This is a genomic window from Kitasatospora sp. NPDC048545, assembly GCF_040651155.1.
GTDB lineage: Bacteria > Actinomycetota > Actinomycetes > Streptomycetales > Streptomycetaceae > Kitasatospora.
The window spans coordinates 129,510-144,734 of sequence record NZ_JBEZIQ010000022.1 but is presented as its reverse complement, the minus strand read 5'-3'; the positions used below and the strand labels follow the sequence as shown (position 1 = coordinate 144,734).

14 protein-coding genes are annotated in these 15,225 nt (G+C 71.7%); 6 read left to right on the top strand and 8 right to left on the bottom strand.

The window, feature by feature from the left end; genetic code table 11:
* Positions 1-68: 68 nt before the first annotated feature.
* Complete coding sequence (locus AB0D10_RS21985; protein WP_360258857.1) at positions 69-767, bottom strand: DUF5324 family protein; 699 nt, start codon at positions 765-767, stop codon at positions 69-71.
* A 217-nt stretch (positions 768-984) separates the two neighbouring features.
* On the opposite strand from AB0D10_RS21985, the gene AB0D10_RS21980 reads away from it, so the two are divergent.
* The gene (locus AB0D10_RS21980; protein ID WP_360258854.1) at positions 985-1,878 is read left to right on the top strand and encodes a rhomboid family intramembrane serine protease; all 894 of its coding nucleotides are present in this window, start codon (positions 985-987) and stop codon (positions 1,876-1,878) included.
* A 337-nt stretch (positions 1,879-2,215) separates the two neighbouring features.
* Here AB0D10_RS21980 and crgA read toward each other — a convergent pair whose 3' ends face one another.
* Entirely contained in the window at positions 2,216-2,464 is a 249-nt protein-coding gene (gene crgA, locus AB0D10_RS21975) for a cell division protein CrgA (RefSeq protein ID WP_030060915.1), read from the bottom strand.
* A 170-nt stretch (positions 2,465-2,634) separates the two neighbouring features.
* Between crgA and AB0D10_RS21970 the strand changes: the two genes are divergently transcribed.
* The 5 genes from AB0D10_RS21970 (at position 2,635) to AB0D10_RS21950 (ending at position 6,344) form a co-directional block, all read left to right on the top strand.
* Entirely contained in the window at positions 2,635-3,399 is a 765-nt protein-coding gene (locus AB0D10_RS21970) for a DUF881 domain-containing protein (protein WP_360258851.1), read from the top strand.
* Positions 3,400-3,466: 67 nt separating this feature from the next.
* Entirely contained in the window at positions 3,467-3,646 is a 180-nt protein-coding gene (locus AB0D10_RS21965) for a hypothetical protein (RefSeq protein WP_360258848.1), read from the top strand.
* 55 nt (positions 3,647-3,701) lie between these two features.
* Complete coding sequence (locus AB0D10_RS21960) at positions 3,702-4,364, top strand: aminodeoxychorismate/anthranilate synthase component II (protein WP_360258845.1); 663 nt, start codon at positions 3,702-3,704, stop codon at positions 4,362-4,364.
* 5 nt (positions 4,365-4,369) lie between these two features.
* On the top strand, positions 4,370-5,473 hold the full coding sequence (locus AB0D10_RS21955) for a class E sortase (protein ID WP_360258842.1): 1,104 nt from the start codon (positions 4,370-4,372) through the stop codon (positions 5,471-5,473).
* Between the two features lie 37 nt (positions 5,474-5,510).
* On the top strand, positions 5,511-6,344 hold the full coding sequence (locus AB0D10_RS21950) for a class E sortase (RefSeq protein ID WP_360258839.1): 834 nt from the start codon (positions 5,511-5,513) through the stop codon (positions 6,342-6,344).
* Between the two features lie 190 nt (positions 6,345-6,534).
* Here AB0D10_RS21950 and pknB read toward each other — a convergent pair whose 3' ends face one another.
* The 6 genes from pknB to AB0D10_RS21920 all read right to left on the bottom strand — a co-directional run bounded on the left by pknB (position 6,535) and on the right by AB0D10_RS21920 (position 15,089).
* Positions 6,535-8,646, bottom strand: a complete 2,112-nt coding sequence (pknB, locus tag AB0D10_RS21945; RefSeq protein WP_360258836.1) for a Stk1 family PASTA domain-containing Ser/Thr kinase — start codon at positions 8,644-8,646, stop codon at positions 6,535-6,537.
* Positions 8,647-8,906: 260 nt separating this feature from the next.
* Positions 8,907-10,364, bottom strand: coding sequence for a penicillin-binding protein 2 (locus AB0D10_RS21940; protein ID WP_360258833.1), 1,458 nt, complete (start codon positions 10,362-10,364; stop codon positions 8,907-8,909).
* Positions 10,361-11,737 carry an FtsW/RodA/SpoVE family cell cycle protein gene (locus tag AB0D10_RS21935; RefSeq protein WP_360258878.1) on the bottom strand — a complete coding sequence of 459 codons (1,377 nt, stop codon included), beginning with the start codon at positions 11,735-11,737 and terminating at the stop codon, positions 10,361-10,363. Before AB0D10_RS21935 ends, AB0D10_RS21940 begins: the two co-directional genes overlap by 4 nt.
* A 160-nt stretch (positions 11,738-11,897) precedes the next feature.
* On the bottom strand, positions 11,898-13,568 hold the full coding sequence (locus tag AB0D10_RS21930; protein ID WP_360258830.1) for a protein phosphatase 2C domain-containing protein: 1,671 nt from the start codon (positions 13,566-13,568) through the stop codon (positions 11,898-11,900).
* A 53-nt stretch (positions 13,569-13,621) separates the two neighbouring features.
* Positions 13,622-14,176, bottom strand: a complete 555-nt coding sequence (locus tag AB0D10_RS21925; RefSeq protein ID WP_360258827.1) for an FHA domain-containing protein — start codon at positions 14,174-14,176, stop codon at positions 13,622-13,624.
* A gap of 46 nt (positions 14,177-14,222) precedes the next feature.
* Positions 14,223-15,089 carry a DUF3662 and FHA domain-containing protein gene (locus AB0D10_RS21920; RefSeq protein ID WP_360258824.1) on the bottom strand — a complete coding sequence of 289 codons (867 nt, stop codon included), beginning with the start codon at positions 15,087-15,089 and terminating at the stop codon, positions 14,223-14,225.
* Between the last annotated feature and the right edge of the window lie 136 nt (positions 15,090-15,225).

Sequence of the window (15,225 nt, the reverse complement as noted above, 5' to 3'; positions counted from 1 at the left end):
GGCCGCCGACCAGGATCCTGGTCGGCGGCCGATCGGCTTTTCCGGGCCGCCCCGCGGCTTCCGTGCGGTCAGTTCGCCTCGGGGCCCCCGTCGTCGGGTCCGCCGGGTTCGGCGTCCTCGGGTCCCGCGCCGTTCACCGGTGCGGCGGACGCCCCGGCCGGCCGGGACTCCTGCGCGACCGGGGGCTCGACCAGCCACTCCGGGTTGCTGTGCCGGCGCCACCACTGCCAGGCCACCACGCCGCCGGCGATCGCCAGCAGGCCCGCCACGGCGAGGCCGGTGGACCGGTGGCAGCACCGCTGCTTCCTGGCGTTCCGGGCGGCCAGCTCGCTGATCTCGGCCGAGCTCACGTTGCCGTGCAGGGCGGTCAGTGCGGCGGCGCCCCGGTACTGCGCCTCCTGGGCGACCGGGGTGACCACGGCGCGGGCGTCGTCGACCGCCTGGGCGACCCTGGGGCCGACCGTGGCGCGCGCCTGGTCCGCGGCCCGTGCGGCGGAGAGACGGGCTGCCAGAGCGGCCTCCTGGGCCCGGTGGAGGGCCTTCAGGACGTTCTGCTGGGCATCCGGCGGCAGGCTGGCGAAGGCCTGGCCGAACTGCGGGGCGAGGTGCGTGTCGTACTGGACGCGGAGGTTGTGGGCGGCCTGGGTGGCCATCGGGCCGAGGGAGTCCAGGGCGGGGCCGAGGCGCTGCTTGGCGCCGTCCGCGAGGTGTGCGGCGGTGTCCCGGGTCCTGGTGGCCGTCTCACGGGCTGAGTCCGAAAAGCTCACGAGTCTCTCCTCCTGGGTGGCGTCCTTTATGCACATATCCACCTGAATGCTGATCATGCATCCTGATTTGTCCACCGGCACCCCGGGCTGGGCCGTACGCGGGGTTCCCGCGGGTGCGCGGGCCGGAGGGACGGGATGCGGGGAGCGAGGCCGTGGGGCGGGGCCGCGGCAGTAGGCTGGCTGTTTCGGAGGTCGTGTACGGGAAGGGGACCCGCTGATGCTCCCGGACGAGCCCAGGTCGTCGACCGGCCCCGCCCCGGAGGCCGGCCTTCCCGGCTGCTACCGCCACCCCGGGACGCCCACCGGGGTCTCCTGCACCCGTTGTGAGCGGCCGATCTGCCCGCAGTGCATGGTGACCGCCTCGGTGGGCTTCCAGTGCCCGGAGTGCGTCGGGGCGGGGCACGCCGGCACCCGGCGGCCGACCACCCGGTTCGGCGGGGCGTCGAGCGCCGACGGCGGGCTGGTCACCCGGCTGCTGATCGGGGCCAACGTGGTGGTCTGGGTGCTGGCCGCCTACGTGCTGACGCCGCGGCTGGGCCAGACCTGGTCGCTGTTCAGCGCCGGGCGCGACATCCTCGGCGGCCCGGCCGGGATCGCGGACGGCCCGGACCAGTGGTACCGGCTGCTGACCGCCACCTTCCTGCACCTGGAGTGGTGGCACATCGGGCTGAACATGCTGGTGCTGTTCTGGCTCGGCCCGCCGCTGGAGGAGGCGCTCGGCCGGCTCCGCTTCCTCGCCCTCTACGTGGTCGCAGGCCTGGGCGGCAGCACCTTCGCCTTCCTGGTGGCCGGCGACTGGATGAACTCGGTCGGGGCCTCCGGGGCGATCTTCGGGCTGATCGGCGCCACGATCGTGATGCAGCTGCGGAACAGGGGCCCGCTGGCCCCGGCGGTGGCGTTCCTGGTCTTCAACCTGATCGTCACCTTCTCGCGGCCCGGCATCGACTGGCGCGCGCACCTGGGCGGGCTGGTGCTGGGCGGGCTGACCGCGGCCGGCCTGATGTACGCCCCGCGCGAGCGCCGCGGGCTGATCCAGGGGCTGGCGGTGGCGGGGGCGGTGGCCGTCGAGGCGGCAATGCTGCTGATCGGGATGTCCCTCTACGGGGCCTGAGGACCCGGGCGTTTGTCCACAGCGGGTGCGGGGTTGTGCACAGGCTGTGTGCCGCCTCGACTGTGGACTGCTGTTCTACGCGTGTCCTGCTGTGCGGTTTTCCCGTGTCCAGGAAGTTGTGCACAGCTGTGGACGGTCCCGGCCGGGAAAGTTATCCACAGGCTGGGGAGACTTTTCCCCAGTGTGGATAACCATGTGGATAAGCGTGACAGTCCGATGGTCGGTATGACTGACCGCCGCCCGGTCCGGGTCCGGGCACGCCTGACCGCCGTCCCGGGACGAGCGATCCGGAACGGCGGGAATCGGCCCGGGACCGGGCCTCAGGACGAGCGGGTCGTCACTTCCACTGGGTGGAGACGCCGAACCCGGCGGCGATGAAGCCGAAGCCGACCAGGATGTTCCAGTTCCGCCAGCTCTCGACCGGGTAGGTGCCGCTGGTCACGTAGTAGGTGACGATCCACACCAGGCCGATCAGGAACAGTGCCAGCATCAGTGGCGCGACCCAGCCGCGGCCCGAGCTGATCTTCACCGTGGCCGTGGTCGGCGGGGTGTAGTCGGACTTCTTGCGGAGTCGAGACTTCGGCACGAGGGGTTCTCCTGTCGATGCGCTGTGAGACCGCGCAGAGGTGCAGCGGGTGGGTCGGTCGACGGTCGGCCGTGGAGAAACGTCCTGGGGGACGGCTCCGCACGTGCCACCGGCGTCCGTTAGCGTAGTGGCTCGGCGGGTCTTGAGGAGATAAGGGTACGGTGACTAATTTGTCGATTCCCCCTGAGTCGGCCCGTACCCGCCGCTCCGGTACCCGAATTGTCGGACGTGCCCTGACCTGCGCCGTCTTCGCGCTCGCCGGTCTGCTCTTCTACATCAGCGCGCAGACCGCCCGCGGCACCGACCTGCGGACGGACAACTCGCTGCTCAGCCTCGGCGACGTGATCCGCCAGCGCAGCGCGCAGAACCAGCAGGCGCAGTCCCAGCTCGCCGACCTGCAGTCCCGCTCCCAGGACCTCACCGAGCAGCAGGGCCACAGTCCCGCCGACGCGGCCCGGCTGGACGACCTGCGGCGCGGCGCCGCCCTGGAGCCGCTGCAGGGCGGCGGCCTGACCGTCACCCTCAACGACGCCCCGCCGAACGCCACCGCCCGCATCCCCGGCGTCCCCGAGCCCGGCGTCAACGACCTGGTCATCCACCAGCAGGACATCCAGGCCGTGGTCAACGCGCTGTGGCGGGGCGGCGCGGAGGGCGTGCAGGTGATGGACCAGCGGCTGATCTCCACCAGCGCCGTCCGCTGCGTCGGCAACACCCTGCTGCTGCAGGGCCGGGTCTACTCCCCGCCGTACGTGGTCAAGGCGGTCGGTAAGACCGACGCGCTGCGCTCCGCCGTCGACGCTGACCCGACGATCCGCAACTACCTGCAGTACGTCCAGGCGTACGGGCTGGGCTGGAAGGTCCAGGAGAGCGGCGACCTGACGCTGCCGGGGTACTCCGGCACCACCGAGCTGCGGTCGGCGGGCGGGCAGCAGTAGCGGACCGGCCTCGCGGCCGTGGGGGCGGGTCTACTCTTGACCCAGCCTGCTACGACGAGGGAGCACCATGTACGGCTTCATCTGGCGTCACCTCCCGGGGAACACCCTGGTCAAGGCCGCCATTTCGGTGCTCCTCATCCTGGGGATCGTCTACCTGCTCTTCACCTACGTCTTCCCGTGGGCGGAACCGTTGCTCCCCTTCGGTGACGTCACAGTGGATGGCGGCGACGGCGCCGCGGCCGGCTGAACCGGCGGTCCCGGCACTTCCATCCAGCACCGCATCCCACGGAGACCACGCGCGCATGACCACCCAGTCGAACCCGCCCCGCATCCTGGTGGTGGACAACTACGACAGCTTCGTCTTCAACCTGGTGCAGTACCTGTACCAGCTCGGCGCCACCTGCGAGGTGGTCCGCAACGACGAGGTGACCGTCGAGCACGCCGTCCGCCGCTCCGGGACGGAGGGCTTCGACGGGGTGCTGCTCTCCCCCGGGCCCGGCGCGCCGGAGGAGGCCGGGGTCTGCATCGAGATGGTGCACCACTGCGCGCGGATCGGGCTGCCGGTGTTCGGCGTCTGCCTGGGCCTGCAGTCGCTCGCGGTCGCGTACGGCGCGGTGGTCGGCCGGGCGCCGGAGCTGCTGCACGGCAAGACCTCGTCGGTCGAGCACGAGGACGGCGGCGTGTTCGAGGGCCTGCCCTCGCCGCTGACCGCGACCCGCTACCACTCGCTCGCGGTCGAACCGGCCACCGTGCCGGAGGAACTGGTGGTCACCGCACGGACCGAGAGCGGTGTGATCATGGGCCTGAGGCACCGTGAACTGCCGGTCGAGGGCGTGCAGTTCCACCCCGAGTCGGTGCTCACCGAGGGCGGGCACCGGATGCTCGCCAACTGGCTCGCGGAGTGCGGCTTCCCGCAGGCCGTGGACCGGTCGGCCGGGCTCGCCCCGGTGATCGGCCGGGGCTGAGCGGCGTGACCGCGCTGCGTCCGGAGGGGCGTTACCAGCCGGCGGCGGACCCGTACGGCGGCGCGCAGCAGTTCGACGGCGCCCGGGCGTACGGGGGACCGCAGTACGGCGACGGCACGGACGGTGCCCCGTACCAGCAGGCGTCCCCGGTGCAGACCGTGCCCGAAGACGCCTGGGGCGTGTACGAGCAGGCCGGGGACCCGCTCGCGGGCGGACCCGAGTACCCCTGGCTCCCCGACCAGACCCTGCAGTTGAGGCTGCCCGTCGGGATCGGCGAGCCAGCCGCCGAGCCGGCTCCGCCCACCGGCGGCCGGGCCGAACGGCGCCGGGCCGCCCAGGGCCGTACGGCGATCCGGTCGGGCCACGGACGGCGTCGGGCGAGCGGCCGGGCCGGCGGGCGGGTGCGCCCCAGGGAGTCCGCGGTCGTCGTGGCCGCCCGGGCCGTCGGCGAGCTGTGCATCACGCTCGGCGTGGTGATGCTGCTCTTCGTCGCCTACCAGCTCTGGTGGACCAACGTGCAGGCCGACGCGGCCGCCGACGGGGCCCGCAACAAGCTGGAGCAGCAGTTCGACGCGGCGCCGCCCGCCCAGCCGGGGCAGCCCGCCCGGGACCCCGACAAGCCCGAGGTGTTCGAGCCGGGCAAGGGCTTCGCCATCATCTACCTGCCCAAGCTGGGGCTGAAGTTCCCGATCGCCGAGGGCACCTCCAAGTCGGCGGTGCTCGACAAGGGCCTGGTCGGCCACTATCCGGGCACCGGGATGCCGGGAGACAAGGCGGGCAACTTCGCGCTGGCCGCGCACCGCAACACCCACGGTGAGCCGTTCCGGTACATCAACCAGCTCTCCAAGGGCGACAAGGTCGTGGTGGAGACCGCCGCCGGCTACTACACCTACGAGATCACCGGGGGCATCCCGGAGACCTCCCCCAGCAACGTGAGCGTGATCAAGCCGGTGCCGAACGGCGCCGGGTACGCCGGCCCCGGCCGCTACATCACCCTGACCACCTGCACGCCGGAGTTCACCTCCAAGTTCCGCCTCATCCTCTTTGGGAAGATGATCGAGGAACGGCCGCGCAGCCAAGGCAAGCCGGCCGCGATCACGGGCGGGTAGCCGTCCGTCCGCCCGGCCCGGAGGGGGAGCACCGCAGATGCAGGACGACGAGGCCGTGCAGGACGGGGCCGTGCAGTCGGCCGGACCGGGGCAGGACGGCGTCCCCCCGGCCGGGCGGCCGGCCGGGCGCGGGCGGAGCCGGGCGCTGGCCGCGCTCGGGGTCTTCGGCGAGCTGCTGATCACCCTGGGCCTGGTCCTCGGTCTGTTCGTGACCTACTCGCTGTGGTGGACCAACGTGCAGGCCGACCGCGCGGCCTCGGCGGCCGCCGACCGGCTGCGCGGCTCCTGGGCGGCCGGCCCGGTCGCCGTCCCCCCGGCCTCGCCCGGCGGCACCCCTGCCCCGGCCCCCGGCGCCCCGCCGGCGGCGAAGCAGTTCGCGGTCGGGGACGACGTCGGCTTCCTGCACGTCCCGGCGATGGGCCGGGACTTCCAGGTGCTGATCCGGATGGGCACCTCCACCGAGGTCCTGGACGAGGGCGTGGCGGGCGTCTACGAGCAGCCGTACAAGGCCGCGATGCCCTGGGACGAGACCGGCAACTTCGCACTGGCCGCCCACCGCGACGGCCACGGCGCCAAGTTCCACGACCTGGACGCCGTCCACCAGGGCGACGCGGTCGTCGTCGAGACCAAGGACAAGTGGTACGTCTACAAGGTCGACGGCACCCTGCCGGAGACGTCCAAGTTCGACACCGGCATCGTGGCGCCCGTCCCGGCCCGCTCCGGCTACGCGGGCCCCGGCCGCTACATCACCCTGACCACCTGCACGCCGGTGTACACCTCGCGGTACCGGATGGCGGTCTGGGGGAGCCTGGTGCGGGTGGACGACATGGACGCCAAGCGCACCCCGCCGCCGGAGCTGCGGCACTCCTGAGCCCCCCGGGGGCCCGTGCCCGGCTCTCCCGGGGGCTGCGCGGGGTCGGGGCCGGCCGGGGAGGCATCCCGACCGCCAAACGCCCGAGGGCCCGCCGCATCCGCTGCGGCGGGCCCTCGGGCATCTTCCTCGGCCGGCGTCACCCGGGCTCCGGGCCCCGGTTCAGTTGAACCAGGGGAAGATCGGAGGCCTAGTTGTTCCCTTTGGCGGGTGGGGTGGTGGGGTCGCCTCCTTTGGGCGGCTCGGCGGCCTTCGTGAAGAGCTGGACCTGGGTGTTCGGGTCGAGCATGGTGCCGGCGCCCGGGTTGCTCATCTGGACGATCGCGTTCGGGTCCTGCGGGCCGACCACGGTGTAGCCGAGGTTGACCTTCGCGAGCTGGGCGATGGCGTCCGACAGCTTCTGGTTCTGCAGCGGCGGGACCTGCGCCTTGTCCGGGGCCTTGAAGATCGTCAGAGCGATCTTCGTGTTGGCCGCGACCTTGGTGTTGGGCTGGACCGACTGCGAGGCGACGGTGTTGATCTTGGTCGGATCGTTGGTCTGCGCGGTCTTCGAGGCGTCGACCTGGAAGCCGGCGGCCTGCAGCTGGTTCGTCGCGTCGTCCTTCTGGGCGCCGACCACGTTCGGGACGTTGATCTTGCTCTTGCCCTGGGAGACCGTCAGCTTGATCGGGGCGGTCGGGTCAGCGGTGTTGTTGGCCGCCGGGTCCTGGGCGGTGACGGTGTCCTGCGGGGCGGTGTCGTCGTCCTTGTACTCGGGGGCGCCGACGTTGGTGAAGCCGGCCGCGGCCAGTGCCTGCAGCGCCTGGTCCTTGGTCTTGCCGACCACTGACGGGACGGTCGCCTTGGCCGGCCCGGAGGACACCTGCACCGTGATGGTGCCGTTCTCGGCGACCTGGTTGCCGGCCGTCGGGTTCTGGGTGCAGACCTGGTCCTTCTTGATGTTCGCGTCCGGGCAGGCGACCTTCTCGCCCTCGGTCACCACGAGCTTGCTGCCCGCCGCCGCTGCGGCGGTCTTGGCGTCGGCCAGGGTCTTGCCGACCAGGTTCGGCGCGGTGATCTTCGCGGCGTCCTTGGTGCCCTTGTTGCCGAACATGGCCTGGGCGACGAAGAAGGTGCCGACCAGGACCAGGACGGCGGCCACCGCCAGCACGATCCAGGAGGTGTTGCTCTTCTTCGGCTGGTCCTCGCCGCGGCGGCCAGCGCGGCCCTGGCCGTCGTCGTAGCCGTCGCCCCCACCGCCCGCGTAGGTCTGGCCGTAGCCGTCGTCCCCGTAGCCGCCCTGCTGCCCGTACCCGGGCTGGCCGGAGGCCTGCGGCAGGACGGTGGTCGGGCCGCCGCCGGGCTGCTGCGGCAGCACGTTGGTCTGGCCGTACGGGTCGTGCTGCTGCGGGTAGCCGTTCTGGTCGTAGCCGTATCCGGCGGCGCCCATGCCGTACGCGGCCTGCTGGGCGGCGGCGACCGGGAGGCCGTCGAGGAAGCGCTCGATGTCGTCGCGCATCTCGTCGGCACTCTGGTAGCGGTAGTCGCGCTCCTTGGCGAGGGCCTTGAGCACGATCGCGTCGATCTCGGGGCGCACCTCGGGGTCGAAGACCGACGGCGGCTGCGGCTCCTCCCGGACGTGCTGGTAGGCCACCGCGACCGGCGAGTCGCCGACGAACGGCGGGCGGACGGTCAGCAGCTCGTAGAGCAGGCAGCCGGTGGAGTAGAGGTCGGAGCGGGCGTCGACCTGCTCGCCCTTGGCCTGCTCGGGGGAGAGGTACTGGGCGGTGCCGATGACGGCGGAGGTCTGCGTCATGGTCATCCCGGCGTCACCCATCGCACGGGCGATGCCGAAGTCCATCACCTTGACGTTGCCCTGCCGGGTCAGCATCACGTTGGCGGGCTTGATGTCGCGGTGCACGATGCCGGCCCGGTGCGAGTACTCCAGGGCCTGGAGGATGCCGATGGTCATCTCCAGCGCGCGCTCGGGCAGCAGCCGGCGGCCGGAGTGCAGCAGCTCGCGCAGCGTGGACCCCTCGACGTACTCCATCACGATGTACGGGATGGAGATGCCGTCGATGTAGTCCTCGCCCGTGTCGTACACGGCGACGATCGCGGGGTGGTTCAGGGACGCCGCCGACTGTGCCTCGCGGCGGAAGCGGGCCTGGAACGACGGATCCCTGGCCATGTCGGCCCGGAGCGTCTTCACTGCGACGGAACGGCCGAGCCGGGTGTCATGGGCGAGGTACACCTCGGCCATGCCGCCGCGTCCGAGGACGCCGCCGAGCTCGTACCTGCCGCCTAGGCGACGAGGCTCTTCCATAGTTCCGACCCTCTCCCTCACCCGCCGGTGAGGTTGTGACGTAGGTGTCCCCGCACGCTCTGGGTGACGCCGCGCGGTCCTCGACCGGTTCTCCGGCCGGGCCGTTCGGTGCCCCGCGGGCGGCAACGGGCACACCCGCTGCTGGCGGATACGCTACCGGTCGCACCCCATCGGACCGGAGTCAGCCGTCGGCCGATATCAGACCGGTATCCGGAAGGGGGTGCCGATCGTGACATTCGCCTCACCCCGGACCCGGCTCCCTACTTGCCGAGTGCGGCCTGCATCACCGCCTTGGCGATCGGGGCCGCGAGCCGGCCGCCGCTGATGCCGTCGCGGTTCTGCGAGCCGTCCTCGACGACCACCGCGACCGCGACCGACCGTCCGTCCGAGGCCTTGGCCCAGGACGTGAACCAGGCGAACGGCAGTCCGGCGTTGTCCTCGCCGTGCTGTGCGGTGCCGGTCTTGCCGCCGACCTGCAGGCCGGGGATCTTGGCGTTGGTGCCGGTGCCGTTCTCGACCACCGAGATCATCAGGTCCTGCATCTTCTGCGCGGTGGTCGGGCTCATCGGCTGGGAGAACTGCTTCTCGGTGTGCTTGGAGATGGTGGTCAGCGAGGCCGAGCGCTCCTGGTCGACCAGGTACGGCTGCATCAGGCTGCCGTTGTTGGCGATCGCGGCGGAGATCATGGCCATCTGCAGCGGGGTGGCGCGGGTGTCGTGCTGACCGATCGAGTCCTGGGCGGTGCCGTCCAGGCTGGGGCTGTCCGGGAAGATGCTCTTCTCCGAGCGGACCGGGGTGTCGACGGTGCTGTTGAAGCCGAACTTCTCGGCCTGCGCCCGCATCTTCTCCTTGCCGAGGTCGGCGCCCATCTTGGCGAAGACCGTGTTGCAGGACTGGTCCATCCCGGACTTCACGGTGGCGTTCTCGCAGCGCTCGTTGGGGCTCTCGTTCTTGAGCTGCGTGTTGGTGCCGGGCAGGGTGTACGGCTCGGGGGTCGACGTGGCGTCGTCGACGTTCTGGTACAGGCCGTTCTCGAACGCCGCGGTCGCGGTGACCAGCTTGAAGGTCGAGCCGGGCGGATAGGTCTCCTTCAGCGCCCGGTTGAGCATCGGCTTGTTCGGGTCCGCGTTGAGGTCCGTCCAGGCCTTGGAGTCGGCCGCGTCGCTGCCGGAGAAGGCGCCCGGGTCGTAGGACGGGGTGGAGACCAGGGCCAGGATCGCGCCGGTCTTCGGGTCGATCGCGACCGCCGCGCCCTTCTTGTTGCCCAGGCCGTCGAAGGCGGCCTTCTGGACCTTGGCGTCGATCGTGGTGACGACGTCGCCGCCGCGCTTCTGCTCGCCGGTCAGCATGTCCAGGGTGTTGCGGAAGAACAGCCGGTCGTCGGTGCCGGAGAGGACGCCCTCCTCCAGGTTCTCCAGCTGGTTGGAGCCGAAGACCTGGGAGGAGTAGCCGGTGACCGGGGCGTACATCGGGCCGTCGACCCAGGAGCGCTTGTACTTGTAGCGCAGGCCGTTGACGAAGTCCGACTTGGTGACCGGCTGGCCGCTGACGATGATGTTGCCGCGCGGGTGGGCGTAGCGGTCGTATATCTGGCGCTTGTTGTTCTTGTTGGTGGCCCAGGAGTCGGCCTGGACGCCCTGCACCCAGTTGGTGCGCACCATCAGGGCCAGGATCAGCACGAGGCAGAAGATCGAGACCCGTCGGATCGGCTTGTTCATCGGGCGGGTCCTCCCTGGCCCTCGGTGGCCGGGGCGGGTTCGACCCCGGGTCGGCGGGCGCTGTCGCTGATCTTCAGCAGGATCGCGACCAGCGCCCAGTTGGCGACCACGGACGAACCGCCCTGCGCGAGGAACGGCATGGTCATACCGGTAAGCGGGATCAGTCCGGTCACGCCGCCGGCCACCACGAACACCTGCAGCGCCATCGCCGAGGCGAGGCCGACGGCGAACAGCTTGCCGAACGGGTCGCGGGCGGCGATCGCGGTGCGCAGGCCGCGCTGCACCAGCAGCGCGTACAGCAGGAAGATCGCCATCATGCCGGCCAGTCCGAGCTCCTCGCCGAAGGAGCCCAGGATGAAGTCGCTCTTCGCGGCGAAGTTGATCAGCCAGGAACGGCCCTGGCCGAGGCCGGAACCGGTGGCGCCGCCGGAGCCGAGCGCCATCAGGGACTGGCCGATCTGCTCGGTGGCGCCCGGCGGGGGCTTCGGGTCGAAGGCGGCCATCGGGTCGAGCCAGGCGTTGATGCGGACCTTCACGTGGCTGGCGGTGGAGGCGACCGCGATCGCGCCGCCGACCGACATCAGCAGGCCGAACAGGATCCAGCTGGTCCGCTCGGTGGCGACGTAGAGCATCACCACGAACAGGCCGAAGAACAGGAAGGACGTGCCGAGGTCGTTCTCGAAGATCAGGATCAGCAGGCTGAGCAGCCAGATCACGACGATCGGGCCGAGGTCGCGGCCGCGCGGCAGGTACAGGCCCATGAAGCGGCGGCTGGCCAGTGCCAGGGCGTCCCGCTTGACCATCAGGTAGCCGGAGAAGAACACCGTCAGGACGATCTTGGCGAACTCGCCGGGCTGGATGGAGAAGCTGCCCATCCGGATCCAGATCTTGGCGCCGAAGTCCTCGGCCCGGGCCGGGAAGAAGGCCGGCGCGGCGAGCAGGACCAGGGCCACCACCATCGAGATGTAGGTGTAGCGCTGGAGCACCCGGTGGTCCTTCAGGAAGACCATCACGCCGATGAAGCCCGCGATCCCCAGGGCCGACCACATCAGCTGGTTCTGGGCCGCCGGGAAGTTGCCGCTGAGCAGCTTGCCCGCCTTGTCCAGCCGCCAGATCATCACCACCCCGAGGCCGTTCAGCAGGGTGGCGATCGGCAGCATCAGCGGGTCCGCGTACGGCGCGAAGCGGCGCACCAGCAGGTGCGCGACCAGCGCCAGGGCGCCCATGCCGAGGCCGTAGCCGAGCATGCCCGTGGGCAGCTTGGCGTCCATCGCGAGGCCGACGTTGGCGTACGCGAGGACCGGCAGCAGCACCGCGAAGAGCAGCAGGGCCAGCTCGGTGTTGCGCCGGTTCGGTGCCTCCTGCAGGGAGATGGTGGTGTTGCCCCGTCGACGGGGGACGGCGCGTCCGGCCGTCGCCCGTCGGCGGCCGGCCCGGCCGGTGTCTTCGCTCAGGTCGTAGCTGCTCACGTGGTGACCGCTCCCTGACGGCCGGCAAGCCCGCGCGGGGCGGTCCTATGTCGGATCACGGACGTCACTGCTTCGGGCAGGAGTTGGCCCGGCTGAGTTCGTCTTCGGTCAACTGGGTCGGGTCGCCCTGGGTGCCGGTCGCCGGAGGAGTGGCGTTCGGCGTCGGGGCGGCCGTGCCGGGGGCGTTCGGCGTCGGGGCGGCCGTGCCGGGGGCGGACGGGGTCGGGGCGGCCGGGCTGGTCGAGGGCGGCACGGTCGGTGCCGCCGCGGCCGGGCCGCGGTTCTTCTCGCTCGGGGTGGGCGTGCCGGCCAGGAACGCGGTGTGGGTGGCCTGCGTCGCCTGGGTGCCCTGCGCCGGGGCCGTCGCCTTGGCGGCCTTCTGGCAGAGCTGCACCCAGCCGTCGAGCTCCTGGACGGTGCTCTGGGCGTCCTTCAGGGTGTTGACCGAGATGGTCTTGTTCACGTGGGCGCGCTGGTCCTGCGGCAGCCACTTGAGCTGGATGCCGCTGTACGAGTCGCGCACCGAGGACAGGCTCAGTCCGGCCAGGTTCTGGTTGATCCCCTGGTAGACCGCGACGTGGTCGCCGTCCTCGCCGATGTAGTACTGGTCCTGGGTCCACTGGTAGCCGAAGTAGCCGGCGCCGCCCAGCAGGCCGAGCGTGACCAGGACGGCCACCGAGACGGTCAGGCCCTTGCGCTTGCGCTTGCGGGGCGGATCCTCGTCGAACTCCTCGGTGCCGTACACCGAGGGCTCGCCGGAGCCGTAGCCGTAGGCGGCGCCCCCCTCGTAGCCCTCCGCGGGGCCGAAGCCGCCCGCCGCGGGGTCGTAGCCGGCCTCGTAGCCCTCGGCGGGGCCGAAGGCGCCCTGCGGGCCGCGGCCCAGGCCCGCCGCGCGGCCGGCCGGGGTGTCCGCGATCGAGCGGTCGGCGGCGGCCGAGGACGGCGGGGCGTCGGCGACGGCGCCGACCACCACCGGGACGTCGTTGAACTGGCCGCTCATGGTGTCCGTGGCGCCGACGTCGATGACGTCCGCCACGATGCAGGTGATGTTGTCCGGACCACCGCCGCGCAGTGCGAGCTGGATCAGCTCCTGCACGGTCTGCTCGGGCGAGTAGTAGCTGCCGAGGGTGTCCTGGAGGGTCTGGTGGCTGACCGGGCCGGAGAGGCCGTCGGAGCAGATCAGGTAGCGGTCGCCGGCCCGGACCTCGCGGATCGACAGGTCGGGCTCGACCTGGCCGCGGCCGTCCAACGCCCGCATCAGCAGCGAGCGCTGCGGGTGGGTCTCGGCCTCCTCGGGCGTGATCCGGCCCTCGTCGACCAGGCGCTGCACCCAGGTGTGGTCCTGGGTGATCTGCACCAGCGAACCGTCTCGCAGCAGGTAGGCGCGGGAGTCGCCGACGTGCACCAGGCCCATCCGCTGGCCCGTCCAGAGCATCGCGGTCAGCGTGCAGCCCATGCCTTCGAGCTGCGGGTCCTCCTCGACCATCTGCCGGAGCCGGTCGTTGGCGCCCTGGACGGCGTCGCCCAGCAGGGTCAGCAGGTCGGCGCCCGGCACGTCCTCGTCCAACCGGACGATCGAGCCGAGCACCTCGGAGGAAGCGACCTCGCCGGCCGCGGCGCCGCCCATGCCGTCGGCCACGGCCAGCAGCCGCGGCCCGGCGTAGCCGGAGTCCTCGTTCCCCTCCCGGATCAGTCCCTTGTGGGAGCCGGCGGCGAAGCGCAGCACCAGGGTCATGCGACCTGTGCCCCCCTCTGGGTCATGGACGGGATGCTGTCCCTCATGCGCTACTACTTCCGCAGTTCGATGACGGTCCTGCCGATACGGATCGGCGTGCCCGGCTGGAGCGGGGTGGGCGCGGTCAGGCGCTGCCGGTCCAGATAGGTGCCGTTGGTGGAGCCTAGATCCTCGACCGTCCACTGCCCAGTCTGATCCGGATAGATCCTGGCATGCCGGGAGGACGCGTAGTCGTCGTCCAGCACGATGGTGGAGTCGTGCGCGCGGCCGAGCGTGATGGTCTGGCCCTGCAGCGCCACGGTGGTGCCGGCGAGCGAGCCCTGCACCACGACGAGCTGGGTCGGGCCGCCGCGGCGGCGGCCGCCGCCGGGCTGGGTCTGGGCCGCCGCGGGGGCGGCCGGAGCGGCCGCCGGGGACGGCGTGGGGCGACCTGCGGCCTGGGTGGCCGCACCGCCGCCGGCCGCGGCGGAAGCGCCGCGGCGGGAGGAACGGGGGTTCACCTTGGTGCCGAAGAGGTCGCTGCGGATCACCTGGATCGCGACGATGACGAACAGCCACAGCACGGCCAGGAAGCCCAGCCGCATGACCGTGAGGGTCAGTTCTGACATGACCGTCCCGCCAGTCGGTGAGCGAGGCGCGCGAACAATTCGGACACTACCCTTCGACCTGCCGGTAGACGATGGTGGTGGAGCCCAGGACGATTCGGGATCCGTCGCGGAGCGTAGCGCGCTGGGTGTGCTGTCCGTCCACCACGATGCCGTTGGTGGACCCCAGGTCGAGCACCATCGAAGGGCTGCCGGGCCGGATCTCGGCGTGCTTGCGGGAGACCCCCGGGTCGTCGACCCGTACGTCCGCCTCGGTGGAGCGGCCGAGCACGCAGGCCGAGCCGGTGATCTGGTGGCGGGCGCCGTTCACCTCGATCCAGCGGCGGACCGAGGTGCCGCCGTGGCCGGCGCCGGGGAGGTTGCGGACGTTGCCACCGGCGGGCGCGGGCGGGCCCGGGGGCATCGCGGGGGGCGCGGCCGGCGGCGGCGGCGCGGGCGCGTTGTACTGGCCGGCGCCGGGCTGCTGCCACGGTGCGCCGGGGGCCGGGGCGGCCGGCGCGCGGTCGTAGCCGGGCTGCTGCGGGGCGTACTGCTGGGGCTCCTCGGCGGCGAGGGTGCGGCTGCGCACCCGGTACAGGCCGGTGTCGAGGTCGTCGGCCTTCTCCAGGTTCACCTGGAGCGGGCCCATGAAGGTGTAGCGCTGGGCCTCGGCGTACTCGCGGACCATGCCGGCGAGCTCGGTGCCGAGCTGCCCGGAGTAGGGACTGAGGCGCTCGTGGTCGTGCGGGCTCAGCTCGACGATGAAGTCGTTCGGCACGACGGTGCGGTCGCGGTTCCAGATGCTCGCGTTGTTGTCGCACTCGCGCTGCAGCGCACCGGCGATCTCCACGGGCTGGACCTCGGACTTGAACACCTTGGCGAAGGTGCCGTTGACGAGACCCTCGAGCCGCTGCTCGAACTTCTTCAGCACTCCCATTGGGCACCCCCTTCCAGGGTTCGTTCGCCTGCCTGCCGGCCGGATCCCGCCGGGGAACCGGCCGCACCCACTTGCGGTACTTCCGTACTGATCGTATCCACGCCGGGCCCTTCCGTACGGTTCCCGGACCGTGTGG